Raw genomic sequence first — 25,223 nt, forward strand, 5'->3', positions numbered from 1 at the left:
CCTATTCCGCCGCCATGGGGAGGGTGTCGGTCACGCGCTTGCGGCCGGTGAGGAGGTCGGACATGAGGGCGGATTTGGTGGCGTTAAGTGCTGCAAGTTCCATTTCTTCGTCGAAGACAAGCGCCTGCGTCAACTTGGAGATTTCTCTCTGCTCATTGATTTTTGGTAGGGGCACCGGCATGCGCTTCAAAACCCCTGCATTAAGGTTCTGCTGCGCTCCACCGGCTTGTCGCTTTCGGATCTGCGCCATTCCACGTTCTGAGTTTATCCATGCGCAAAGGAAAAAAGCATCCAATCTCGATTCCAGCGGCCTGGTTATGAGCGTCGTGAACGTCTGACAACCATTAAACTGCTCAGAAATAACTGCCGAACGCCCTGGATAGCCCGTCCTCATGGTGACAACGTCACCAGTCTTCACTCGCTTCGATGCATTCTTCAAATCGTATTCTGATGAAACGAACAATAGGTCTGACGTATCCAACCATCCCGCCATGATGTTTTGATTGCGCAGGAGTGGAACACCTTTAGGACGATAAGCGTGGGTGGCTGATGAAGCTATGCCAACTTTTACGTCCTCGCAGACCTCGATCAAATTCACCACCTCCCACCCCTCCGGAATCTCCCCGATTTCCGTCTGCTTGAAGCTGACATGGCCGATGCCTTTGGTCAGCAGGCGCTCCAGCACGGCCTGCTTCACCTTGCGCGTCTGCTCGATGACGGCCCGCGTCGCCGCGATAGCCTCATCGACGCTCGACAGGATCTCCGCGATCCGCCGCTGTTCGTGGAGCGGGGGCACCTGCACATCTACAGCCGCAACTAAATCAATATTCAGATTTCGGACCGCCGAACCGGCAGCCTGCGTCGCGAAACGACGCTGCAACACATCTGAGCCGAGCAAATAGTAGTAAAACTCGCGGTCGATGTTATTCTCGTCCTTGGGGCGGAGGAGGAGCCACCCGTCGTGTATGCAGCCCTCGGTTGCCATTATATAGGGGCGACCAAAGCTCATGGAATTAGAAAGAACGAAATCACCTGGAAAAACGCGACGTGTTTTCGCAAGTCCTTCTGGTATAATTTTTTCCTTAGTTGATCGAATAAACTTATCGCTACCGGTCGCATCCGCAATTTTGATCCAGTTTATACCTGATGGATCGTCAGTTATGTAGGCGTCGATCGGCCTCGGAGATCCGCCTCTGGCAACCGTGAAGATTTCTCCTATCCGGCAACTACTCCAGCAATCACCCGACATAGCCAAGCTCCCGCAGAAAGCCCATCATCCGCGCCTCGGCGGCGTCGCGCTCGGCCTGCAGCGCCACCAGCTTTTCCACTTCCTCGCCCACATCCACCGCCTCGGCCTCCTCTCCAAGGTGCACATAGCGGGAGATGTTGAGGTTGAAGTCGTTGGCCTCGATCTCGGCGACCGGAACGACCCGCGCCAGCCGCTCCACATCCGCGAAACCCGCATAGGCGCCGGCCAGCGTCGCCACATTGGCCTCGGAGAGGTGGTTCTGCGCCTTACCCTCGACGAACTGCTCGGCGCCGTTGACGATGAGGATCTTCCCCCGCCGCGCCGCCGGCTTGTTCCTGCGCAGAATGAGGATGCAGGCGGGAATGCCGGCGCCGTAGAACAGGTTCGGCGCCAGCCCGATGACGGCTTCCACGAGGTCGTCGCGGATCATCCCCTCGCGGATGCGCCCTTCCGCTCCGCCGCGAAACAGCACGCCATGGGGCAGCACCACGCCGCACATGCCATCCTCTTTCAGGCTCGCCACCATGTGCTGCACGAAGGCAAGGTCGCCATAGGATTTCGGCGGGCAGCCATAGACATCGCGGCCATAGGCATCGCCCTCGCGCCACACCTCGAACCCCCAGCTTTTCAGCGAGAAGGGCGGGTTGGCCAGCACCCGGTCAAAGGTGCGGATCGCCTTCACCCCCTCGCCGGTCAGGTGCTTCGGCTCCAGCAGCGTATCGCCGCGCGCCACCTTGGCGTCGTCGATATCGTGCAGGAACAGGTTCATCTGGCAGATCGCCCAGGTGTTGAGGTTCTTCTCCTGGCCGAACAGCGACAGGCTCTTGGGGTTCTGGCCCTGCCGCTCGAGATGATGCACCGCCTCCAGCAGCATGCCGCCCGAGCCGCAGGTGGGATCATAGATCGACATGCCCGCTTCCGGCTTCAGGCACTCGACGATGAGCCGCACCACCATTTTCGGGGTGTAGAACTCGCCGCCCTTCTTGCCGGAATCGTCGGCGAAACGCTCGATGAGATATTCATAGGCTTGGCCGAGCATGTCCGGCTCGACATCCCCCTTGCGCAGCCGGTAGGTCTCGAAATGCTGGAGCAGCTTTTCGAGCATGGCGTCCGGAAAGCGCTCCTTGTTGTTGAAGTCGACATCCTGAAACACGCCCTTGAGACGCAGGTTCGCGTCTTCAATGGCGCGGAAGGCGTCGTTCAGACGCGCGCCGATATCGGTGGCGTGGCGGCGGATGTCGCGCCAGAAATGGCCCTTGGGAATGTCGAAGCGGTGCTCGTCGGGATCGGCCGCCAGCGCGGCATCGTGATAGCGCGCGAGGCGGTCCTCATACTCCTCCTCCCACACATCCGAGAGGCGTTTGAAGAACAAGAGGCCGAAAATATAGTGCTTGTAGTCCCCGGAATCGATCGATCCGCGCAGGATATCGGCCGCCCGCCACAGGTGGGTCTCGAGTTGCGAAAGCGTCAGCGCCATTCTTCTTGCCCCTTCGTCCCGAGCCGCCGCGGGTCATATGCCCGCTTCGCATGCCACCGGAGCGCCCCTTTTCATTATGAGCCGATTTCTACCTGTGACAGAAGCCCGATGAAAGCCGGATAGCGCACCGTGGCCGCCTTGCCTCCGTCGATACCTGCCCCCTACGATGACACCCAGCGATAGGGTCGGATGGTTCGATGAAGCAGGCATGGGTAGTGCGCGCCGAGCGCGGAGGGCGGCTCTACGACGCGTTCAAGGAGAATTCCATCATCGCCATCGGCTGGAGCGACATCGGTCCGCTGACGGAGCTGAAGACGCGCGAGAAGATCGCCGCCAAAGTCGCCGCCATCTGGCCAGAGTGGAAGCCGCAGGCCGTGGCGATGTCGGCCGGACAGCTCCACCGCTTCCGCAGCGAGATGAAGATCGGCGATCGCATCGTCACCTATGACCCCAGCCGCCGCGTCTATCTCGTCGGCGAAATCGCCGGCGAGTATCGGTGGGATCCCAGCATCGACGCCGAGGATCCGAATGTCCGATCCGTGGCATGGCAGGGTGAAGTCTCGCGCGATCTGCTCTCCGTGCGCAGCCGCAACAGCCTCGGCGCCATCTCGACGCTGTTCCAGCTGCCGCCTGACGTGGTCGACGACCTCCTGCGCGCACTCAAATCGCACCAGCCGGCGAAAGCCGACCCCGCGGCGTCCGTCGAAATCGCCGAGGAGGATGTGTTCAAGAACATCCAGGAGAAGGCGATCGAATTCACCAAGGACCGCGTCAACGCACTGGACTGGTCCGATCTGCAGGAACTCGTCGCCGGCCTGCTGCGCGCCATGGGCTACAAGACGCGCGTGTCTCCGGCCGGCGCCGATCGCGGCAAGGACATCGTCGCCTCGCCGGATGGATTCGGATTCGAATCGCCGCGCATCGTCGTCGAGGTCAAACATCGGCAGGGCACGATCGGCTCGCAGGCGATCCGCAGTTTTCTGGGTGGTCGCCATCCACAGGACAAGGGGCTGTATGTCTCCACCGGCGGCTTCTCCAAGGACGCCCTCTATGAGGCCGAGCGCGCTAGCATCCCGCTGTCGCTGATGACGATCGACGATCTCGTGGACGCGGTGATCCAGAATTACGAGAAACTGGATATCGAGACGCAGCAGTTGTTGCCGCTGAAGCGCATCTATTGGCCGGCGTGACCTTGGATTGTGCCGGAGACGGCAGATCGCGCGTTGAGATAGAGCTTTCTTGACGTCGTCTCATCAGACGGATGCCTGAAAAAAATTTCGGGGAGAAAGCTGTTCCCCCATGTTCCCCAACCTGAAAACTCACGGGGAACAGGATTTCCCTTGATGGATCAGACTTGTACCCCTTGTTCCCCCGGTTCCCCCGAAAATTCGGTGACATCCGAACGCTCTTCACCCGATGATGAGGCCCGATTGGCATCCGCCTCATCGTCACCATGCTCGCAATACATCGCCCACGCTTCCATGAGCGTGCGCCGTTTCTCGAGCGCATCGCCGCGGCGATAGGCACGCTCGACTTCATCACCCACCGTATGCGCCAGCGCGGCTTCGGCGACCTCGCGCTGGAACGTTGTCTCCTCACCGACCCAATCACGGAATGCCGAACGGAAGCCGTGCACGGTGTAATCGCAGTCCAGCCGGCGCAGTTGCATGTCGAAGGCCATGACCGACAAGGGCTTCGCCTTTCGGGCACCGGGAAAGACAAAGGCGTCGCTGTCCGAATCGTCGCAGTCCGGGGGCTTCATGCCAGTCAGGAGTTCGATCGTGCGCGCCGGGAGCGGCACCCGATGCTCGCGCCCCGCCTTCATGCGATGCGCCGGCACGGTCCAGACCTTTGCCTTCAGGTCGAACTCTCCCCACTGCGCCTCCCGCACCTCGCCGGACCGCGCTGCCGTCAGGATCAGGAATTCGAGCGCGCGCGCTGTCACCCCGTCGCTGTCCTGGAGGCTGACGATGAAGGCATCCGCCACTGATCGAGATGTTTGGCATTTCGATCCGCTGATCCGAACCTCGCCCTCGACAAACTCGACGCGCTGGGCGAGCGCGCGGAGATGGTCGCGGCGATAGCCGGCGCCTTCGAGGCGGATGCGCTGGCGGGAAACACTGGCGAACTTGCTCAGCATCGCCGACGTGACGGGCTTTCTCCCGGCGTTCTGGAGCATGGCCGGGGCACGCTCGGCGTCTGCCTCGGCCGGATGGCGGGTGGCCTTCGGGCCGTGGACCGCACCTCCAAGTCGGTCTTCGCCTGAATCAACCGGAAGGCGACGAAGCGGGTGGCGGCCGGCTTGCTCAAGGCTCTGCTCATGGCTGTCCCCTACAGGATCCACACGCTGCTGACGGATAAGGCGGTTGCGTTCGTCCAGCACGACAAGAGAGCCATGGCGGCTCCATCGCCCACGTGTTCGGCCGGGTCTGCGCCGAACACGGCGTCGAGCACAGGCTCACCACGCCGTATCATCCATGGACCAACGGCCAGGCCGAGCGGATGATCCGGACCATCAAGGACGCCACCGTCCGCGCCTTCCACTACGCCTCGATCGACGACCTGAGGCGCCATGTCCGGGACCGGTTGCCCGCCTAAAACGACGCCAAGCCGATCAAGGCGCTCCGCTTCAAAACCCCGCCCGAAGCGCTCAAATCCGTCAGCGTCGAAAAGCCGGAGCTATTCGTTCGTCCGCCAAGCCATGACATCCTGGGACGAAACACCTAGCCGATATCGAGGATATCGTGCCCTTCATCCGCGTCCTGGCTTCGGACAGCGGGTCGATGACCGGACAAACCATCCTGAGCAACGGCGGCGACACCACGAAATGAGATGAGCGGCGATGCGTCGTCCCGATCGACATGCTGCCGGGTCCATATGGCGGGAACAGGGGGGCGCTCATGCATAGGTCGCTCCTCCTTGCAGAGGGCGCCGGCCTGCGCGGCGTCTTCGGCCTTTTCGGGAAGCTCTGGCACGGCAATGTCGCGGGCATCGCCTCGGGTGGCTGGCTTTTGCGCTGGTAAACATGTGGGTGAGCGTCACCAGGCGGGCTACTCGGTCACACAGGAGTTGCCCATCCTTCGGGTCGTCTTCATCGTGCCCGCTGCGCTCGCCGCGTTGGTGACGTGGCCGTTGACGAAAGGCTGACCCGTGAGCCCCGAAGCCGTCTCCCATGCCGCTGAGGCCGTCTCTCATGGCGGCTTCGATCTCGTTCCCGTCGTGGTGCTTCTCGGCGCGGCCATTATCGCTGTGCCATTGTTCAAGCGGCTGGGGCTCGGCTCCGTGCTGGGCTATCTTGCCGCTGGCCTCGTCATCGGGCCGTTCGGCATCGGCCTGTTCACCGACCCGCAGTCGATCCTGCATGTCGCGGAACTCGGCGTCGTCATGTTCCTGTTCATCATCGGACTGGAGATGCAGCCCTCGCGGCTCTGGTCGATGCGCGGCGAGATTTTTGGTCTGGGTCTCGCGCAGGTGGGATTGTGCATCAGCCTCTTGACCTGTGTCGGACTCGCCCTTGGCTATCCCGTCGCACAGAGCTTCGTCGCCGGCACCGGCTTCGTGCTGACCTCCACCGCCATCGTCATGCAGATGCTGGAGGAGCGGCGGGCGATGGGCCTGGCCAAGGGGCGGCGGATCGTTGCTATCCTGCTGCTGGAAGATCTCGCCATCGTGCCATTGCTGGCGCTCGTCGCGTTTCTCGCGCCGGGCGGGGAAGACGCCACGCTCGCCGACCGGCTGACCGGCGTCGCGATCGGTCTGGCGTCGATCGCCGGACTGGTGCTTGCGGGTCGTTACCTGCTCGATCCGCTGTTCCGCCTTCTCGGCAAGGCGAGAGCGCGTGAGGTGATGACCGCGGCCGCGCTGTTCGTCGTGCTCGGCGCGGCGCTCGCCATGCAGCTCGGCGGCCTGTCGATGGCCATGGGCGCCTTCCTGGCGGGCGTGCTCCTGTCGGAATCCTCGTTCCGCCACCAGCTCGAAGCCGATGTGGAGCCGTTCCGCGGCATTCTGCTTGGCCTGTTCTTCCTGGGCGTGGGCATGTCGCTCGACCTTGCCGTGATCGCCGCCAACTGGCGTCTGATCGGGCTCGCCGTGGCCGCCTACATGGTGCTGAAGACCATCGGCATTTACACGGTCGCCCGGCTGTTCCGGGCCGATCACCGCGAGGCGATCGAGCGTGCCGTGCTGATGGCGCAGGGCGGCGAGTTTGCCTTCGTGCTCTACGCCGCGGCGACCTCGGCCGGGATCATCGACGGCGAGGCCAACGCCGTCCTGACCGCGACCATCATCGTCTCCATGGCGCTCACCCCGCTCATGATCATCCTGCACGACCGGTTGATGCCGAAGCGCGCACCGTCGATGGAAGGCGTCGAGACCGCGCAAAACCTCTCCGCCAGCGCGCTGCTCATCGGCTTCGGCCGCTTCGGCCAGATCGCGAGCCAGCCCCTGCTGGCCAATGGCTGTTCGATCTCCATCATCGAGACCGACACGGACGCCATCCGCGACGCCCGCGATTTCGGCTTCAAGGTCCATTATGGCGATGGCGCGCGCCTCGACATCCTGCACGCCGCCGGCGCCCATGACGCACGCCTGATCGTCATCGCCGTTCACGATCGCGAGGCGAGCCTGAAGATCGCGGAACTGCTCAAGGCCGAGTTTCCGCTGGTGCCTGTGCTTGCGCGCTCCCTCGACCGAGAGCATGCCATCGAACTGATCCACGCGGGTGTCGACTGGCAGATCCGCGAGACCCTGGAATCCGCCCTCATGCTCGGCGAGAAGGCGCTCGAAATGATGAATGTCGATGAGGAGGATCGCCGGCGCGTGATGGAGGATGTCCGCCGCCGCGACAGCGAACGCTTCGCCATGGAGACGGTGGAAGGCATCTATGCCGGGCGGGATCTGATCCACGGCAACGCGCGGCGAAAGGACGAGCCGGCAAGGCGGGACGGCTCGTCTTGAAGGTGAAGCACAGGCCGCAGGCTGGGGCGATGGAGGCGGAGATCGCCGCCGTCGTGGCGTTCTGGAAGAAAGCAGGCGAGTGCGGGCAATGGTTCGACGCGGATGGCGGATTCGACCTGGCTTTCCGCGAAAGGTACCTCGGCCTGCACATGGAGGTGGCGGCACGCGAGCATGACGGCTGGCTGGCATCGCCCGAGGGCGCGCTGGCGCTCCTGATCCTGACGGACCAGTTCCCGCGCAATGCCTTCCGGGGCACCGGTCACATGTACGCAACCGACCCGCTCGCACGCGGCTTCGCGCGTCACGCGCTGGCGGTGGGGCATATGGCGCGCGTCGAGCCAGGCTTGCGGCTCTTCTTCTGCCTGCCATTCGCCCATTCCGAAGACCTCGACGATCAGGATCTATCGGTGCGGCTGAACGCGGAACTGGGCGAGCCATGGCTGGGGCATGCCGAAGGGCACCGCGACATCATCCACCGCTTCGGCCGCTTCCCGCATCGAAATCCCATGCTCGGCCGCGCCATGACTCCGCAAGAGGACGATTATCTCAAGAGCGGCGGCTTCCAGGGCTAGCGGTGCCTTCGGATCAGGTTGCGTCTCGCTGGGTGGAGAGGGGCAAGGGCGGAGGCGGAGCGGTTGCGCCGGGCCCGAGCGAGCGCTGCACCATCACGCTGTTGGCCCAGCGGCCATAACGGTAGGCAACCGAGGGGAGAACCCCCACCCGGACAAAGCCGAAACGATCATGGATGGCGAGCGATGCGGTGTTGTCGCCGTCGATATAGCCGATCATCTGTCGGAACCCAGCCGCCGCGCAGGCGTCGATCAGCCCGCGCAGCAGCCGGCTGCCGATGCCACGGCCAATGTGCTCGTGGTGAACATAGATGGAATGCTTGACGGTGTAGCGGTAAGCCGGGCGCTTGCGGAACAGCACCACATAGGCATATCCGACCACCTCCTCGCCGCGGATCGCGACGATGTGGGGAAAGCGGCGGTTTTTCAGGTTCTTGCGCCGCTCCCTCAGATCGTCGGGCTGCGGCGTGTCGCTGTCGTCCACCCCGTCCTCGACGCCCCGGCGGATGTGATGGCGATAGATCGCCAGCATGGCGTCGACGTCGGCATCCCGCGTGGGGCGGATGACGACCGCATTCTCCTGCTCCATGAACGAACCCGACTTCCCGCTTATTCCGCAACCACATACGTATATAGCCGGATGCGACCGGCAGCATCGGTTTCGCGATAGACGCCTTGTATCTCGACGTCAAAGCCCGGGAAGGTGTTGAAGCACGCTTCAAACATCCGGAGATAATCGATCATCGGCTGCGCGCGCTCGGTGAGCCTTTCGCCGGGGACGATCGTTGCAATGCCCGGCGGGTAGACCACGAACGGCGTGGTGGCGATACGCCCGGCAATGGCGTCGATGGGCAGGTACTCCACATCGTTGCGCACGAGGCAGCGCGCCGCATCGTGGGGAGACAGCGCGATATCGGGAAGGTGCTCGGCCGAAAACTGCATTGCCTGCAGCGCGCTGACATCGGCGTTGCGGAAAAAGCGGTGCATCTCGCCGCACAGGTCGCGCAGGCGCACGCCGGCATAGCGCGCAGGCCGGCGCCGGTAGAATTCGGGGATGGCGTCTTCCAGCAAAGCGTTGTCGTCATGCAGCTTCTTGAAGGCGACCAGACCGCTGATCAGCGTCCCGGCCTTGCTCGATTCCATGCCCGGCGTCAGCAGGAACAGCAGGGAATTGAGGTCGTTCTTCTCCGCGACGATGCGATTCTCGCGCAGATACTGCGCCACCACCGGGGCCGGGATGCCGTGCTCCACATAGGCGCCGGTGGCGCGATCAAAGCCGGGCGTCAGCAGCGTCAGCTTGTTGGGATCGGTCATGGCGAAGCCGGCGGCCATGTCGGCATAGCCATGCCAGGCGGCGCCCGGCGTGAGGTGCCAGAAGGCCGGATTGGTGGCGAGCTGGTCGGTGGAGACGCTCTCCCACGGCACGTCATGCACGGCGCCGGGGCTGGATGCATCGGGAATCGCCACCCGGTCCGGCACGAACGGCTCGAAGAACCAGCGGCGCTCGGGGCGCTGCTCCTTCTCCTCGAACTCCCGGCGTACCGCGCGGATCTTCTTGCGCAGCTCGATGCCGAGACGGATCGTATCGTCCCACAGCACTTCGCCGGAGCGTCCCTTCATCATCTGCGCGCCCACGTCGAGCGAGGCGAACAGGGGATAGAAGGGCGAGGTGGAGGCGTGCTGCATGAAGCTCTCATTGAAGCGCCGGTGCTCGACCCGCCGCTTCTGGCCCTTGATATGCCGGTCCTTCATGTGGATCTGCGAGGCCTGAGAGAAGCTCGCAAGCTGCTTGTGGGTGGACTGCGTGGCGATGATACCCGGCGCGTCGGGGCCCAGATCCTTCAGCCCCATGGCGAAACGCCCGGCATAGAGCGGGTGGAACTTCATGAAGCCTGCCCAGGCCTCGTCGAACAGGATGTAATCGCACAGATGGCCGATCTTCCTGAGAATCATCTCGGCATCGTGGATCGTGCCATCATAGGTGCATTGCTCGACCACGGCGACGCGGAACGGGCGCGGCTTCTGCCAGGCCTCGGGATCCGTCACCAGCGGATGGCTGCGTATGCGTGCGCGCAGGGCATCTTCGTCCAGCGCGGCGAAATCCATCGGGCCGATCAGCCCCCAGGCATTGCGAACGGTGGGGACATAGACCGGTATGCCGCCCGAGATCATCAGCGCCCCATGATGGGCGGCCTTGTGGTTGTTGCGGTCGAACAGCACCAGATCGCCATCGGTGACGAGGGCGGAGAGCGCGACCTTGTTGGACGTCGAGGTGCCGTTGAGCACGAAATAGGTCTTCTCGGCGCCGAAGATCTTAGCCGCTTCCTTCTGCGCCGCGAGAGCCGGGCCCTCATGGGTCAGCAGGTCGCCGAGATCGAGCACGGAATTGTCGAGGTCGTCGCGGAACACCGCCTCGCCCAGATGCTCCATGAACACGCGGCCGATCGGGCTGCGCGAGTAGAACACGCCGCCATTATGCCCGGGGCAGGTCCAGAGCTGGTTGCCCTCTTCAGCATAATCCACCAGCGCGCCGAAGAACGGCGTCTTCAGCGTCTCGGCATATTGCTTGAGCCGGCTGATGAGGTTCTTGGCGATGAAGGCGGGGGTTTCCTCGGAGAGGAAGACATAGCCGTCGATGAAGTCCAGCACCTCCACCGGCACATCTTCGAACCGCTTGCGGCGGATGAGCAGGATGATGGGAAAGTCGAGGCCACGCCGGCGCATCAGGTTGATGAGCGAGGCGGTCTTGCCCTCCATGCCCTTCTTGCCCCAGTCCACCATCATGCAGCCGATGGCGGCGTCGGTCTGCACCGCGATCTCGGCGTCCTCGATGGTGCGCGCGCGCACCACCTCGAAGCCGGAACTCTCGATCTCCGCGACGATCTGGTGATAGCGGGCGCCCTCCAGATCGTCCGCATCGAAGGCGGGTGTCGCGAAGAGGAAGTTGAAGCGCTTGAAATAGTCCATCCGGGCACCCGCTCATGTTCGGCTCGACGCGACGTTTCGACGTGCCTCATGACGAGAGCACGACAGCGCGGTGACGATCCCTAGAGGGGCCGGCATAGGGAAGGCAAGGAACACTCGGTCTGGCTAGTCGAGCCAGAACGGCTCCACATCGATGAATTTCCGCCAGCTGCGCCTCAGCGCCTCGGCGGTCTCGATGCGGTCGCGCCCTTGCCAGCCGGTGATCGCGCCGATGGCCTTGTGGACCTGCGGGCTCGATGTGCTCTCCTCCACCTCCCGCAGCAGCGACTGGGTGGTGGTGATATCGTTGTCGATGCCGAGAATGTCCTGAAGACGGGACATCCGCTTCAGATATTTCCGGGCGGCACCGTCGCGATCGTAGAGCGGCAGCAGGAATTCGGCCCCGTAGCGCAGCTTCTTCAGCGTCAGGCGCAGCTCATGACGGGCCGTCGGCCGCAGCTTGCGGAAATTGTGGCCCTGTTTCAGCGCTTTGCGGTGCAGGAGCGTCAGTCCACGCCCGGCAAATTCGCGCGCGGGCTGGGTGAGCACGGCGAGAGCCTCGATACCGATGTCGTTCCGCCAGCTTCGGCGCTCGATCACCCGGCCGAGCGACAGCAGGAAGCGGGTGCATTCGAGATCGATCAGATCCGCGCGAACGGACTCATGGCTGCGAGCCCGCGGCGGGACGGTCGCGGATTTGAGCTCGGCAAAGTCGACGCCGGGCAGGTTCGCGCGCTCGATCTCGGCGATGGTCGTCGTGGCGAACACGTCCCAGTTGCGGGCCGGCCCGAGAGCGCTCGCCAGCCGTTTGGCGTCAAGGCCGAGGGCCTGGAGCGCCGAGGCGGGGACTTCCTTTTTGAACAGGGATATGGCGGTGCGCAGACGCCGCAGCGCGACGCGCATCTGATGAACGCCCTCCGGATCCTGGCCATGATGCGCCGCCATCAGATTCGCCATCACATGGCGCTGGCAGGCGTTCAAGACCTTGGCAATCGCCTCGTCGGTGATATCGGCCGGCCCAATGCCGGTCGCAAACGCCTTTTCGGCGGCGGGCGAGGTGCCAAAGGCGAGCGCATAGCCGCGCTCGGCCTTGCTTTGGGGCCCAATGCGAACGGGGCCCTGCTCCAGCAGCGACAGGGCCAGCTCATAAAGCGCACCCGCCTCGCCCGCTTTCAGTTCCAGCTCGATTTCGCAGACGGCTTCCGTCTTCTCGCCGGCGCTCAGCGTTCCTTCATCGAACGCGACCTCGATGACGGCGCCGCCAAACTCCACGACCTGTATATGGCGGCGGATCTTGGTGGTGAACACCGGCGCGAGCTCCGTGCCCGGCAGCGTCGCGAAGGGCGCGCCCAGATCGCTCAATGGCAGCGCATCGAGCTGAAGGGCGATGTCCGGCACCCGCGCTTCCATCTCGCGCCGCTGGAGTGGGCTCCCCTCGGGCGCCAGCTTCAGCGTCTGGACGAACTGCTTGCCGCTGCGCCGGACGCGCAGCGATGCGCCCTGCCGTGCGATCCGCGCATCGGGCGTATCGTAATAGGTGGCCTCCAAACGCCGGACGACACCCTTTGACGTGGCGTTTCGCGTGACGACAGCCGCGGTGAGGAGGCGCTGCAGGGTGGCCGGATCCGTTAAAAGCTTCAGCTCGACCTCGCGGCCGGCTCCCGCGGGCTCCTGCGCGTCCATATCGCCGGGCAGCTGAAGCTCTGGAGTGTGCTCCGACATATCGTCTCTCCGCTGGTCCGGGCATGAGCCCGTTTTGCCGCCACGAAGAGGCCACCTCCCGTCAGCTTGAAACGCAACCGATAGCGGCTCGCACTGTCACATAAAAGTAGCATTCGCGGACCGGGACCACTGGACGACGCCCGCGCAGTCGCGGATTTCTGGGGGAATCGCCGCGAGGAGCGACGCCGAAGGGTTCCAAGGTCATCGACATTCGGTACAATTTGCTCTGGAAAGAAGGTGCCATGTTACGGCGTGCAAGACGTGGCCACGGCTCCTGCCCTGCCGCCTTCACCCCCTGGCACAGGCGGAGGGTCGCGGCTCATTCCCGCCCCAGGCCGCTTCTGTGATATCGTTTCACGGCACGCTGGATCACTCCGCTGCCCCGGATTGGAGTCGGCAGATAATTTTCGGACTATGGAAAACCCCACTTGTCACCCTTTCGGAGGCGCGCGGCCCTGAGGGGATCCGGATTTATGCCGTTGGCGACATCCACGGGTGCCTTTCCCTTCTCAACAAGCTTCTGCAGAAGATCGGGGAGGATATTGCACGGTCAAAGCCGGATGACTGGCGGATCCTTTTCCTTGGCGACTATGTGGACCGAGGCTCGGACTCCAAGGGCGTTATCGACCGGCTGATCGCGCTTCAGTCGGTGGATCCCCGCCATATCCTGCTCGCGGGAAACCACGACGTGGAATTTCTCGCCTTTCTCAAGCAACCCAGCATGGATGGCGTCTTCGTCAATAGCGGTGGCAACGCCACGTCCCGCTCCTATGGCGTGAAGCTCAATCCCTCTAAGCTGAAGACAGAGGCCGATCTCGAGAACGTGCACCAGAAGCTGGTGGAGGCGGTCCCCTCCTCGCACATCCACTTCCTGGAAGGGCTGCAGCTCTCAGTGTCGTATGGGGACTATTTCTTTTGCCACGCCGGGGTTCGCCCTGGAACGCCGTTGGACAGCCAGGACCCCGATGATCTCCTGCGGATGCGCGCACCCTTCCTGCAATCCTTGATGCCCCTGGAAAAGGTGGTGGTCCACGGACACACGATCAGCGCGAAGCCGGAGGAGCGGATCAACCGTATCGGGATCGATACGGGCGCCTATCGAACGGGTCGCCTCACCGCGCTGGTCATCGATGGCAACGACAAGGCTTTCCTATCGAGCAAACCGTCTTAGCGGGCCGTTTCCCGCGCAGGATTGCGCTTTTGCATGCCACACGCTGGGGCGGTCAAGGCAGGGCTCTTCACCGGACGATCCACCTCGGCTCAGCGGAATCCCAGCCACGTTCGGAACGCATGCTGCCCCCCGCTGCGCTTCAGGCGCTTCAGGAGGATGACCCGCTATCGCCAATAGGCCACCGCGAGGCATTGTGCGGCGTCGATGCCGGACGCCTTCCAGTGCTCCTTCAGGCGCCGCGAGCAGTCGGCATGCGCCCCGGCCCAGGCAAAGACGGTGGCGTCCTTGGGCGGCAGGATGGACGCGACCTCGTCGAAAAGCCGATCGCCGGCGGTCTCTCCTCCACGCGGATGCACCCATCGCACGACGATGCCCGGCGGGTGGGACAACGCGACCCGCTCCTCGGGCCTTCCCACGCATAGAACGACGACACCGGCCGCCGTGCCCGGCATGGCCTCGACGATCCGCGAAATCGCCGGCAGCGCGGTCTCGTCCCCGGCGAAGACATGCCAGTCGGCCGTCCCGACCGGCCGCCCCACCGGCCCGGCGATCTCACATGTGGCGCCGGGGCGCGCCTGCGCGGCCCAGTCGCCCGCCGGTCCCGGCGCGTCGTGGAGAAAGAAGTCGATGTCCATCTCGCCAGCGGCCGCATCGATCCGCCGGATCGTGTAGAGGCGCGTCGCCCGGCTCGCGCCCTCACCGATCGACAGCCGCACATGCAGCTGCCGGGGGGTATCGAAGGGCGCGAGATCCTCGCCGCTCAGGGTGATGCGACGCATCCGCCGGGAGAGGCCCTCCACGCGCACCACCCTCATCGTCCGCCGCGCGAGACCGGCATCGCCGGCGGGGAGCGTATCGGGGGATGCGACCGTCATCGCCGGGCCAGCATGTAGAGAAGATAGGGCGTGCCGATGAGCGAGGCGAACAGCCCGATCGGCATCTGGTAGGGGTAGAAGGCCAGCCGCGAGGCGAGGTCGGCGACGCCCATCAGCAGCGCCCCGAGAGCCGCCGAGGTGGCCAGCAGGCTCCTTGCATCGGCAGCGCCGACATGGCGGGCAATGTGCGGCGCCATCAGGCCGACGAAGCTCACCGGCCCAAGGGTCAGCGCGGCGGCGCCGGTCAGCAGCGCCGCGAGAGCGAGCAGAACCAGCCGCGCGCGCGTCATGGCGAGGCCGAGCGCCGCCGGCATCTCCTTGCCGAGAGCCAAAAGGTCAAGCCATCGCGACAGCACCAGCGCGGGGAGGATGAGCAGGATGGCGAGTACCGCCGTCACCCCGGCGATCACGGGGTCGACATGGGCCGTCGCGCCGGTGAGCCAGGCGAGGATCATGCCCGCCTCCATGCCCCCGCGCGTCATCAGGATGGTCAAGGCGGCGCCGCAGAAGGAGCCCAGGGCGACTCCGCCGAGCAGCATGCGGTTGCCCTCGAAGGCACCCCGGCGCGCGGCGGCGATCAGGACCGCGAAGCCGAGCATCGCGCCCAGCGTCGCCGCGGTCATCTGTCCCGCAAGGCCCATGCTGGGGACGGCAAAAACGCAGATCGCCATGGCCAGGATCGCCGAGGAACTCACGCCGAGCACTTCCGGACTCGCCAGCGGATTCGACGTCATGCGCTGGAGCAGGCAGCCCGCCGTCGCGAGCATGGCGCCACCCGCCATCGCGGCCACCAGCCTCGGCGCACGCCAGGGAAGCAGCGTGGCAATCGTGGAAAGGGAATCGAACCCGATGCCGCTCTCGCTCCGCCCGACCAGCAGCGCCAGCGCGGCACTGACCGCGAGGCCACCGAGAACGACCGGCCAGAGCCGCCGGCGCGGCGCTCCCGCCACTCCCTCCGCCCGCAAATCCGGACGCGCCGCGCGCAGCCGGCTGGATAGCCAGAGCAGGACAGGTCCGGCGAACAGCGCGGTGACGGCGCCGGTCGGCATATCGAAGCGGCTGGCCCGATCGATCGCCTGAACGATTCCGTCGGTGACACTCAGCATCAGGGCGCCCAGCAGCGGCGACAACAGCAGAACAGGACGCGCCGTGCGTGCCCCCATGAGCCGCGCCAGATTCGGCGCGGCAAGGCCGATAAAGCCGATCACGCCGACCTGCGAAACGACGGCCGCCGACAGCGCCACCGCAAGCACGAGGATGGCGAGCCGTGTGCCCGCTACCGACAGCCCGAGGGCGCGCGCGCCCTGATCGTCGAGCGTCAGCAGCGAGAGCGAGCGCAGGAAGAGCATCGAGACCGCGAAGGCCGGCACGAAGCGCACGGCCAGATCGACGGCCGGCGTCCAGTTCTGTTGCGCGAGCGAGCCGCCGCCCCAGAGGAACAGAGAGGTCAGGTACTGGCCGCTGTAAAGGATGAGGGTGGCGGCAAGAGAGGCGCAGAGCAGCCCCACCATCATGCCCGCCACCACCACGGTCGCCGGCTCGAAGGCCCGTCGCCAAGACAGGCCAAGCACGATGAGCACGGCCATGAGCCCGCCCGCGAAGGCAACGCCCTCGCGCGGGAAGCCGCCGAGTTCGGGGGCGAAAGCCGTCATGGCGACAATGGCGAGATGCGCGCCGGCCGCGACGCCGAGGCTCGACGGATCGGCCAGCGTATTGCGCAACACGCTCTGCAGCAGCGCTCCCGCCAGCCCCAGGGCGGCCCCGGCCAGAAGCCCGACGACATAGCGCGGCGCCAGGCTGTGCAGCGCGACGAGGGCGGCGAACCGCCCCGAAGGATCCATCGCCGCCATGGCGCCATCCGCCGAAAAGACCTCCGCGAGGGACCAGCCGAACAACCCCACCGACAGCGCGGCGAGGAAGAGGCACACTGCCAGCATGCGGCGGCGCGGGGAGATGGCGTCAGCCGTCATGCGAGGGCGTTGCCCAGCAGGCGCGCGAGGCGGCGCGCGGTCGGCAGCCCGCCAAACGGGTTCACCGGGTCGATCACATGAACCCGGCCCTGCTCGACCGCCGGCAGGGCATTCCAGAGCGGGCTCTCGGGCAGCACCCGAAGCGCATCGAACGGGATCGGGCGCACGATGATGATGCCGGCATCCCCCGCGCTGGCCAGCGCCACAAGATCCACCGGCGCCTGGGCCGAATAGCGGGTCTGGCCGGCCCAGGCATTGCGCAGGCCGAGACGGTCCAGCACATGGCCATGCATGCTGTCGGCACCGAATACCCGGAAGTGCCGGGGGTCGCCGATATTGATGATGGAGAAGGCCTCGCCCCGCCGGAGAGCCACCCGCTCCCTCTGCGCATCGATTTCCGCCGCCACCGCGAGGACGAGGTCTTCCGCGGCCTCCTCCCGCCCGGTCAGCCGGCCCAGTTCCCGTGCCGCCGCCACGGCGGGCTCATAGGGGGAACGCCCGCGCTGGTCGATGCGAAAGCTGCGGACCGGGGCGATCCGGTTCAGATTGGCCTCGTATTTCACGTACCACGGCGCCGAGAGGATCAGGTCCGGCGCGGCGCGCAGCAGCGCCTCGTAATTGAGGCTACCGCGCAGGCCGAGATCGGCGATCTCGGGCGATGGCACCGGCTCCACCACCATCTGGCGATAGAGACGCAGTTCCGCGGCGGCGACCACCTCGGCACCGATGGCCAGCGCGGTCTCCAGCATGGCCCAGTCGATCGCGGCAACCCGCACACCTGAAGGCTCCCCGGCGCGAGCCGTCACGGATGCCCCCGCAAGAGACGCCCCTGCCAAGGAGGCGAGAACGCTGGCGCACAGCGCGCGTCGGGTGAGGCCGCTCACAGCGGATATCCGATCGGCTGGCCGAGATCGCGGGGATGTGTGATTCCCATGGGCACGGCGTAGATGCGCTGAAGCACGTCCGCCGTCATGACCTGCGCCACCGAGCCCTGGAACACCACCCGCCCGGCGCCGAGCGCGACGATGGAATCGCAGTGGCGCGCGGCGAGGTTGATATCGTGAAGGATGACGACGACGGTGATGGCGCGCTCAAGCGACAGGTCGCGAACGAGGGCAAGAACATCCATCTGGTGGGCGAGATCGAGCGCCGAGGTCGGTTCGTCGAGCAGCAGGCATGACGCGTCCTGTGCCAGCAGCATGGCCAGCCACGCCCGCTGGCGTTCGCCGCCCGAAAGCGTGTCGACGCGGCGCGCGGCCATGTGGAGCAGGCCGGCACGCGCGATCGCTTCGTCCACCTTGGCCCGGTCGCGCGGGCCGAACCGCCCGAGCGCGCCATGCCAGGGAAAGCGCCCGAGCGCCACCAGTTCGCGCACCAGCAGGCCATCGGCCGAAGGGCTGAACTGGGGCAGATACGCCACCTCGCGCGCGAAGGCCCGCGCCGTCAGCGAGGCGACAGGCCGCCCGCGAAAGAGCACCTCGCCCGAATGCGGCGGAATCTGCCGGGCGAGAAGCTGGATGAGCGTGCTCTTTCCCGAGCCGTTCGGACCGATCAGCCCATGGACGCGGCCGCCCTCAAGCGTGAGGTGCACGTCATCGACGACCGGCCGACCCTCGATGCGCACGGTGACACCCTTGAGCTCGAAGGCGGCCCCGCCCGTTCCCCGTGCCGGCTCCACCGTTCCCATCACCAGCGGTAGTAAAGGCCCGCGCTTACCGTCCGGCCGTAACCGTAGGCGCAGGTCGTCGAGGTGTAGCAGGAGGCCAGATAGGTTTCGTCGGTCAGGTTCTTGGCGTTGATCTGCAACCGCCAGCCGTCGAGCTTGGCGTATTTCTTGCCAAAATCGTAGGACAGCTCCGCATCGAACAGCGTCACGTCCGGAATCTCGATCGTGTTGTTGGTATTGTAGCTCGACCCGATATAGCGAACGCCAACAGCGCCCGCGAGGCCGTACAGGGGCGAGTCCGGCTGGACGTCGTAATGCACCCAGAGCGAGGCCATGTCGTCGGGCACGCCGACCGGAACGAGGCCCTGAAGTCCGCTATTGTCCTGCGTATACCGGGTGTCGAGGCGGGTATAGGCGGCGAGCATCGACCAGCCGTCCTGCAATTCGGCCTTGGCCTCGAACTCGAAGCCACGCGAGCGCGCCTCGCCGATCTGGACCGAATAGCCGATATGGGCGAGGTCCGAGGTCAGGAGGTTCTCGCGCGTCAGATCGAAATAGGCCGCGGTTATCAGGATGTCCGTGCCGGGCGGCTGGTACTTGATGCCCGCCTCGTACTGCGTGCCCTGCTCCGGCTCGAACGCGTCGCCGTTGAAATCCGTACCGGCAAGCGGCGTGAAGGATTCGGCATAGCTCACATAGGGGGCGAGGCCGTTGTCGAAATGATAGAGCAGGCCGAACCGGGTGCTGGGCGCGGAATCGTTCTGTTTCTGCAAGGTGGTGCTGCGGGTCGTGCTCTCCGCCCAGTCCTGACGGACGGCGAGCGTGGCGATCCAGTTGCCGAAGCGGATCTGGTCCTGGGCATAGAGCCCGTACTGGGTGCCATCGACATCGGTGCGGCGCAGCGTCGGCATCGTCACCGCCTTGCCGTAGACCGGGTTGAAGATATTGATGGAGGGTGCGGTGCCGGTGCCGGAATTGTAGAAGCCGTCATAGGCCTGCGCGTCGAAGCCGACGAGCAGCGTGTGACGCAGAGCGCCGGTGTCGAACTGCTTCTCGATCTGGTTGTCGAAGGCGAACGAACTGAGTTCGTCATGGGAATAGGTCACGGAGCGCGACAAGGTCTGGTTGTCGGCTCCCAGCGAACGGCCATAGACGCCGGCATAGTCGAGTTCGGTGCCGAACCATTGTCCGTTCGCCCGCACGACCAGCGTGTCGTCGACGGCATGCTCGAACCGATATCCCAGCGAAGCCTGCGTGCGATCGAACTGCTCGATATCGGGTTCCCCGACATTGAAGTCGCGCGGGATGACGCCCTTGGGGTTGAACACCGCCGAGCCGACGGAGGGCACCCCGGCATAGGAGTTCGCTTCCGGATCGCGCTGGTAGAAGGCGGTCAGCGTCAGGCTGGTCTGGCTGCTCGGCGTCCATGTCAGGCTCGGCGCAACGGCGAAGCGTTCCGCGGATGTATCCTCGATCTGGCCGTCGCCGGCACTGCCCACCGCGGCCACGCGGTAGAGCAGCGTGCCATCCTTGCCGACAGGGCCGGAGAGATCCGCCACGGCGCGTCGATAGGCGAAATTGCCGATATCGACCCCCACCTCGTGGGACGGCTCGGCCAGCGGCATTTTCAGGATCTGGTTGACCATGCCACCGGTCGGCGCCTGACCGTAGAGCACCGAGGTCGGCCCCTTGAGCACGTCGATCCGCTCCAGGAGATAGGGGTCGATCTGCGGCGAGACGAAGTTCATCTTCAACAGGCGCAGACCGTTCAGATAGGTCGCGGCGTCGAAGCCGCGAATCTTGAACAGGTCGAAGCGCGTCGAGATCGCGCCGCGGCTCTCCGGGATGACACCCGCGGTGTAGCGCAGCGCCTCGTTCAGCGAGAGCGCATTCTGCTGCCGGATCTGGTCCGCGGTGATGACCGAAATGCTTTGCGAGGTCTCGACAAGCGGCGTGTTGGTCTTGGTGCCCGTCGACGATCTCTCGGCGACGAGGCCGTTCACCGGCCCGGTCGTCGATTGTCCGCTGCCTTGCACGCTGATCGTGTCGAGTTGCACGTCCGCGTCTTCTTCCGCGTAGGCCGACGACATGCCGGCGAGTATTGCGGAGGAGACCAGAATACTGAACTGACAACGATAAAATATTCTGTGCATCACATGAATCGATCGGATCAATTGGAAGGGTTGATCAACCATAGACGTGCCGATTGCCGTCGATCCAATAAGTCAACCTCGCTAATTTCATAGTCCTTGATTATGATGATGTCACGATCCATCATTCTTGATTATAATAATTCCGATCTGGCAGCCTGAACCGGAAACATGAAGCGAGTTGCTGGCCCAAAGGTAGCGGATACCTTCGAAATCCGGCATCTGCGCTATTTCGTGGTGCTGGCGGAGGAGCAGAATTTCGCGCGCGCGGCGGAGCGGCTCGGCATCGCCCAGCCCGGCCTGAGCCAGCAGATCATGAAGCTGGAATCGATCGTGAAGACACCGCTGCTCGACCGTACCCAGCGCCTGATGAAGCTGACGCTTGCCGGTGAAGTCTTCCTCGAGGAAGCGCGCAAGACGCTGAATGCGGCGGAGTCGGCGCTTGTCGCCGTGACCAAGGCCGGGCGCGGCGAGACCGGGCGCATCTCGATCGGCTATGTCGCCTCCGTCGCCTATGCCGGCGTGCTCACCCGTTCCATCGCCAGTTTCCGCAAGGCGCATCCGGACGTCGAACTGCAGCTGGTGGAAATGGAAATGGGCGAGCAGCTCTCCCGCATCTCCGAAGGGAGGCTCGATTTCGGCTTCATCCGCCCCCCCACGCCGCTACCGCCCAATGTCGTGACCCGCGTCATTCTCCAGGAACGGCTGGTCGTCGCCCTTCCCGACGATGACGCGCTGGCCGGAACGGGCGCGGTGGATCTGGCGGATCTCGCCGATCGCGAATTCATCACCCCGCGACAGGCTCCCGATGTCGGCTTTCGCCGGAACACGACGACGGCCTGCGAAGAGGCCGGCATCAGCCCGGTGATCCGGCCCATCGGCCGGGACTTCACCACCATTGCCAGCATGGTGGCCGTCGGGCTGGGAATAGCCCTGGTTCCGAAATCGCTCGACTGCCTCCGGCTGCCCGGCGTTCGCTACCGCAATATTCGCGGCATCCATACGACGTCCGAACTGGCGATCGCCCATCGCAAGAGCGAGTTATCCGCGGCGGTGCGGGCGTTCATCACCCATAACCGCTCCGCCGCATTCCCGGCCGACGCGTGGGATTGACCGGCAGAGGGTCACACCCTGCAGGCACCGTTCGCGCCTGCAGGGCAAGCAAGGGGCGCCGAGCGGAGATAATGCGTGCCCGGCGGCGGACACGCCGCTCATCCTTCCCCGGAATCGGGGATGGTGGGGTGGTGCCCGCACGACGCGCAATGGACCGCGTCCGGTCGCTGACGGCGCGCACGGCGCGCGGCAATTCGTCCTCGCGGATGGACCTTCGGCAGCGATGACGCGCCGCGCGGGCCTTCTCCCCGCCGTTCGGCCGGCCTGAAGCGCATCAACAGCGCGCGCCGACGATCCCCACGCTATAGTGTTGCGGGCCGCCGAAGCGGCTGAATGGGTGGAGGGTGCCATGACGTCGACATTCCCGGGACTTGCGGGCGCATGGCGCCGTCTCATCGCCCCGCTGCTCCTGATCGCCCTCGCCTTGGGGCTGGCCGGCTGCGGGGTGAACAACATCCCGACCAATGAGGAGAAGGCCAAGGCGGCGTGGAGCGACGTACTCAACCAGTATCAGCGCCGGGCCGAGCTGATTCCCAATCTCGTCGAGACCGTGAAGGGCTATGCCCAGCACGAGAGCCAGGTGCTGACCCAGGTGACGGAAGCGCGGGCGAAGGCCACGTCCATCAAGGTCGATGCCTCCACCATCACCGATCCCGAGCAGTTCAAGCAGTTCCAGCAGGCGCAGTCGCAGCTCTCCGGCGCGCTCGGCCGGCTGATCGCGGTGTCCGAGGCCTATCCGGACCTGAAGGCGAACCAGAACTTTCTCGCGCTGCAGGCGCAGATCGAAGGCACCGAGAACCGCATCGCCGTGGCGCGGCGCGACTATATCGAGGCGGTGCGGGTCTATAACACCGAGCTGCGCACCTTCCCCGGCGTGCTCTGGGCCAGCACGCTGTATCGCGCGAACAAGCCGATGGAGACCTTCACCATCCCCGACGAGCAGACCAAGGCGCCGCAGGTGAAGTTCAACTGAAGGAGCGGCCCGTGCATGCGCCGCCTGTTCTCCCCCGCCTGCCGGCCCTGCTGGTGCTGGCGCTGCTGATCGCGCTGGCCGGCCTCGGCGCGGCGCGGGCCGAGTTTGCCTTCCCGGCCCTCACCGGGCGTGTCGTCGATGCCGCGCAGGTGCTGCCCCCGGCCGCCCGCGCGGCGCTGGAGGCAAAGCTTGCCGCGCAGGAGGCGCGCACCAGCGACCAGTTCGTGGTCGCCACCCTCCCCTCGCTGGAAGGCACCTCGGTGGAGGATTATGCCAACCGGCTGTTCCGATTCTGGAAACTCGGCCAGGGGGAGAAGAACAACGGCGTGCTGCTGCTGGTGGTGCCCGCCGAGCGGCGCGTGCGCCTCGAGGTCGGCTACGGGGTTGAGGGCGTGCTGCCGGACGCGGTGGCCAGCACCATCATCCAGACCGCCATCCTGCCGGATTTCCGCGCGGGCGATATCCCCGGCGGCATCGAGAAGGGCGCGGATGCGGTGATCGAGGTGTTGAATCTCGATCCCGCCGAGGCCGAGCAGCGCGCCCGCGCGGCCGCCTCTCCCGCAATGAGCGGCGATGACTGGGGCCACATCCTCTTCGTGGTGCTGATGATCGCGTTCTGGGGCTTCGTTCTCTACCGTCAGGCCCGCTCGGGCAACCTGCGCATGCGCGGGCGGCGCGGCGCGGTTCTGCCGGGGAGCACGGCGGGATGGGACTGGTCGCGCCGCGGAAACTCCGGCGGCAACTCGGGCGGCGGGTCGGGCGGCGGCGGCTTCTCGGGTGGTGGCGGTTCCTCCGGCGGCGGCGGCGCCTCGGGAAGCTGGTGAGGGGGAGCGACATGCTGACACCCGATGAGCATGCCGCCATCGCGGCGGCGATCCGAAAGGCGGAAGCGGGCACCGCCGGGGAGATCCGCGTCGTGGTGCTCACCCGCCCGCTGGTGCGCCATGCCTTCTTCGGCCTGATGTGGGCGGCGCTGCTGGCGCTGGTGCTGCCCTGGCCGCTGGCGCTGCTCACGCCGCTGGCAACCCCGGCGCTGCTGTCGCTTCAGGCCTGCTGCTTCATCCTCGCCGGGGCGGTGCTGATCTTCACCCCGCTCGGCGCAGGGCTCGTGCCGCGCTTCGCCCGCGAGGAGGCCGGACGGACGGCGGCGGTCGAGCATTTCCTCGCCCTCGGCATGCACCAGACGCGCGGGCGCACCGGCGTGCTGATTCTGGTGGCCCCGCATGAGCGGCTGGTCGAAGTGGTGGCGGACGAGGCGATCCACGCCAAGGTCGGGCACGATGCCTGGCGCGGCGTCTGCGCCGCCGTGCTGGCCGGCGCGCGGCAGGACCGCCTCGATCAGGGGCTGGCGGACGCCATTGCCGAGGCGGGACGCATTCTCGCCCATCACGCTCCGGCACGGGCGGGCGACACCAACGAACTGCCGGACCGGGTCATCGTGATGTAAGCGGAGACTGCCCCGGGCCGCTCTCTCCAGCTCCCATATCCGCGCCCATGCGCTTCGCGCAGGGCGGCAGCGCATTTCCGCAAGGGTCCTTTTGCTCGCCGTCACACTCATGCCGCATCACAGGACGATGCGAAGCGCCTATATCGCGTAGCTTGAGTTCACCGGACATTCCACCATGAGCGCCCTCGGTTTCCTGCCCTCCTCCGTCATCTCCGCCATCCTCGTCCTCGGCTTCGCCGGGGTGATGATCCTGGCGTTCGGCGTCCTCTCGCCGCGCAGCGAGGGCAAGCGCTAGCGCTTACGGAAAGCCTCGTCTTTCCGACGGGCGGCCCCCGCTTGGCCAGGCGGCCCCCGCTTGGCCTTGAGGGCGGTGCGCAGGAGACTACCCCTTTCACAGCATCGCGGCCGGCGCGGCATATCGGGATGTCGCGCCCAAATTCCCGTGAGGCGGACCGCGGCGGATGCCGCGATCACGGCTGGCCCGCGCTTACCAGCAGCGCGTCCGCCAGCCGCCCGGCACCCGGACGCGGCGGCACACGCGACGGCGACGGCGCGGCGGGGCGACCCAGTAGCGGCGACCGTTGCGCCAGACCCAGTAGGTGCTGTCGGCCGGCGTGCCGTCCGGTGTCACGCCATAGGCCTCGGGCGGGAGACGATCGGGGCTTGAAGACGGCATCGCCCTCAGCGCGTCCAGCGGCACGGCCTGCGCCGGCGTCGCCAGGAAGGGCGCGAGAGCAGCCACGCCCGCCGTCGCCGACCCGATGCCGCATAGTCCAAGCAGAAAAGACCGTCTGTCCATGGGTTGCCTCCCGGAGCTGCGTCGCATCACAAACGCAGGATGGGCAGGCATGTTCCCGCGATCGGCCTTCCGCGCGCCGCCCTTCCCACAAGGAGATCGCCGCATCGCCCCCTTGGTGCATT

Annotated in this window: 20 protein-coding genes and 2 pseudogenes; 10 read left to right on the forward strand and 12 right to left on the reverse strand. The window is 65.6% G+C overall.

Translation table 11 applies throughout. The features are described from left to right. Position 1: 1 nt before the first annotated feature. A complete protein-coding gene (locus FHS55_RS15525; protein ID WP_183190699.1) occupies positions 2-1,249 on the reverse strand; it encodes a restriction endonuclease subunit S in 1,248 nt (415 codons plus the stop codon). Beyond that, positions 1,239-2,726 (reverse strand): type I restriction-modification system subunit M, encoded by a 1,488-nt coding sequence (locus FHS55_RS15530; protein WP_183190700.1) that lies wholly within the window; start codon positions 2,724-2,726, stop codon positions 1,239-1,241. The genes FHS55_RS15525 and FHS55_RS15530 overlap by 11 nt, the downstream gene beginning before the upstream one ends. 197 nt (positions 2,727-2,923) lie before the next feature. On the opposite strand from FHS55_RS15530, the gene FHS55_RS15535 reads away from it, so the two are divergent. Next, on the forward strand, positions 2,924-3,916 hold the full coding sequence (locus tag FHS55_RS15535) for a restriction endonuclease (RefSeq protein ID WP_183190701.1): 993 nt from the start codon (positions 2,924-2,926) through the stop codon (positions 3,914-3,916). A gap of 158 nt (positions 3,917-4,074) precedes the next feature. Here the strand turns inward: FHS55_RS15535 and FHS55_RS15540 are convergent. Then, positions 4,075-4,704: pseudogene (locus FHS55_RS15540) on the reverse strand (tyrosine-type recombinase/integrase); the annotation flags it as partial. A gap of 252 nt (positions 4,705-4,956) precedes the next feature. Here FHS55_RS15540 and FHS55_RS23495 point away from each other — a divergent pair. The 4 genes and pseudogenes from FHS55_RS23495 to FHS55_RS15560 form a co-directional block, all read left to right on the forward strand. Next, positions 4,957-5,453 (forward strand): annotated as a pseudogene (locus FHS55_RS23495) (integrase core domain-containing protein); the annotation flags it as partial. Positions 5,454-5,626: 173 nt separating this feature from the next. Continuing rightward, positions 5,627-5,749 (forward strand): hypothetical protein, encoded by a 123-nt coding sequence (locus tag FHS55_RS23745; protein ID WP_281379669.1) that lies wholly within the window; start codon positions 5,627-5,629, stop codon positions 5,747-5,749. Between the two features lie 127 nt (positions 5,750-5,876). Continuing rightward, entirely contained in the window at positions 5,877-7,682 is a 1,806-nt protein-coding gene (locus FHS55_RS15555; protein WP_183190703.1) for a monovalent cation:proton antiporter-2 (CPA2) family protein, read from the forward strand. Between the two features lie 29 nt (positions 7,683-7,711). After that, on the forward strand, positions 7,712-8,254 hold the full coding sequence (locus FHS55_RS15560; RefSeq protein ID WP_183190704.1) for a DUF924 family protein: 543 nt from the start codon (positions 7,712-7,714) through the stop codon (positions 8,252-8,254). 13 nt (positions 8,255-8,267) lie between these two features. Here FHS55_RS15560 and FHS55_RS15565 read toward each other — a convergent pair whose 3' ends face one another. The 3 genes from FHS55_RS15565 to FHS55_RS15575 all read right to left on the reverse strand — a co-directional run bounded on the left by FHS55_RS15565 (position 8,268) and on the right by FHS55_RS15575 (position 12,937). Beyond that, complete coding sequence (locus tag FHS55_RS15565) at positions 8,268-8,840, reverse strand: GNAT family N-acetyltransferase (protein WP_183190705.1); 573 nt, start codon at positions 8,838-8,840, stop codon at positions 8,268-8,270. A 20-nt stretch (positions 8,841-8,860) separates the two neighbouring features. Continuing rightward, positions 8,861-11,218 carry an Orn/Lys/Arg family decarboxylase gene (locus tag FHS55_RS15570; RefSeq protein WP_183190706.1) on the reverse strand — a complete coding sequence of 786 codons (2,358 nt, stop codon included), beginning with the start codon at positions 11,216-11,218 and terminating at the stop codon, positions 8,861-8,863. A gap of 123 nt (positions 11,219-11,341) precedes the next feature. Next, the gene (locus tag FHS55_RS15575) at positions 11,342-12,937 is read right to left on the reverse strand and encodes a CYTH and CHAD domain-containing protein (protein WP_183190707.1); all 1,596 of its coding nucleotides are present in this window, start codon (positions 12,935-12,937) and stop codon (positions 11,342-11,344) included. A gap of 343 nt (positions 12,938-13,280) precedes the next feature. On the opposite strand from FHS55_RS15575, the gene FHS55_RS15580 reads away from it, so the two are divergent. Then, a complete protein-coding gene (locus tag FHS55_RS15580) occupies positions 13,281-14,108 on the forward strand; it encodes a metallophosphoesterase family protein (protein ID WP_343056180.1) in 828 nt (275 codons plus the stop codon). Between the two features lie 164 nt (positions 14,109-14,272). On the opposite strand, the gene FHS55_RS15585 is transcribed toward FHS55_RS15580, so the two are convergent. The 5 genes from FHS55_RS15585 to FHS55_RS15605 all read right to left on the reverse strand — a co-directional run bounded on the left by FHS55_RS15585 (position 14,273) and on the right by FHS55_RS15605 (position 20,709). Beyond that, entirely contained in the window at positions 14,273-14,983 is a 711-nt protein-coding gene (locus FHS55_RS15585) for a siderophore-interacting protein (protein ID WP_183190708.1), read from the reverse strand. Beyond that, a complete protein-coding gene (gene fhuB, locus FHS55_RS15590) occupies positions 14,980-16,953 on the reverse strand; it encodes a Fe(3+)-hydroxamate ABC transporter permease FhuB (RefSeq protein WP_183190709.1) in 1,974 nt (657 codons plus the stop codon). The genes FHS55_RS15585 and fhuB overlap by 4 nt, the downstream gene beginning before the upstream one ends. Further along, positions 16,950-17,759, reverse strand: coding sequence for an iron-siderophore ABC transporter substrate-binding protein (locus FHS55_RS15595; protein WP_343056182.1), 810 nt, complete (start codon positions 17,757-17,759; stop codon positions 16,950-16,952). The genes fhuB and FHS55_RS15595 overlap by 4 nt, the downstream gene beginning before the upstream one ends. A 74-nt stretch (positions 17,760-17,833) precedes the next feature. Then, the gene (locus tag FHS55_RS15600; protein WP_183190949.1) at positions 17,834-18,640 is read right to left on the reverse strand and encodes an ABC transporter ATP-binding protein; all 807 of its coding nucleotides are present in this window, start codon (positions 18,638-18,640) and stop codon (positions 17,834-17,836) included. Next, on the reverse strand, positions 18,640-20,709 hold the full coding sequence (locus FHS55_RS15605) for a TonB-dependent siderophore receptor (protein WP_183190710.1): 2,070 nt from the start codon (positions 20,707-20,709) through the stop codon (positions 18,640-18,642). Before FHS55_RS15605 ends, FHS55_RS15600 begins: the two co-directional genes overlap by 1 nt. Positions 20,710-20,940: 231 nt before the next feature. On the opposite strand from FHS55_RS15605, the gene FHS55_RS15610 reads away from it, so the two are divergent. The 4 genes from FHS55_RS15610 (at position 20,941) to FHS55_RS15625 (ending at position 24,302) form a co-directional block, all read left to right on the forward strand. After that, positions 20,941-21,882 carry a LysR family transcriptional regulator gene (locus FHS55_RS15610; RefSeq protein ID WP_183190711.1) on the forward strand — a complete coding sequence of 314 codons (942 nt, stop codon included), beginning with the start codon at positions 20,941-20,943 and terminating at the stop codon, positions 21,880-21,882. A 349-nt stretch (positions 21,883-22,231) separates the two neighbouring features. Continuing rightward, entirely contained in the window at positions 22,232-22,855 is a 624-nt protein-coding gene (locus FHS55_RS15615) for a LemA family protein (protein WP_183190712.1), read from the forward strand. An 11-nt stretch (positions 22,856-22,866) separates the two neighbouring features. Continuing rightward, positions 22,867-23,679, forward strand: coding sequence for a TPM domain-containing protein (locus FHS55_RS15620; protein WP_343056183.1), 813 nt, complete (start codon positions 22,867-22,869; stop codon positions 23,677-23,679). Positions 23,680-23,690: 11 nt separating this feature from the next. Continuing rightward, positions 23,691-24,302, forward strand: coding sequence for a TPM domain-containing protein (locus FHS55_RS15625; RefSeq protein ID WP_183190713.1), 612 nt, complete (start codon positions 23,691-23,693; stop codon positions 24,300-24,302). A 487-nt stretch (positions 24,303-24,789) separates the two neighbouring features. Here FHS55_RS15625 and FHS55_RS15630 read toward each other — a convergent pair whose 3' ends face one another. Continuing rightward, on the reverse strand, positions 24,790-25,044 hold the full coding sequence (locus FHS55_RS15630; protein WP_183190714.1) for a hypothetical protein: 255 nt from the start codon (positions 25,042-25,044) through the stop codon (positions 24,790-24,792). Positions 25,045-25,223 lie beyond the last annotated feature (179 nt).

Source organism: Ancylobacter tetraedralis (assembly GCF_014195655.1).
GTDB classification, from domain to species: domain Bacteria; phylum Pseudomonadota; class Alphaproteobacteria; order Rhizobiales; family Xanthobacteraceae; genus Ancylobacter; species Ancylobacter tetraedralis.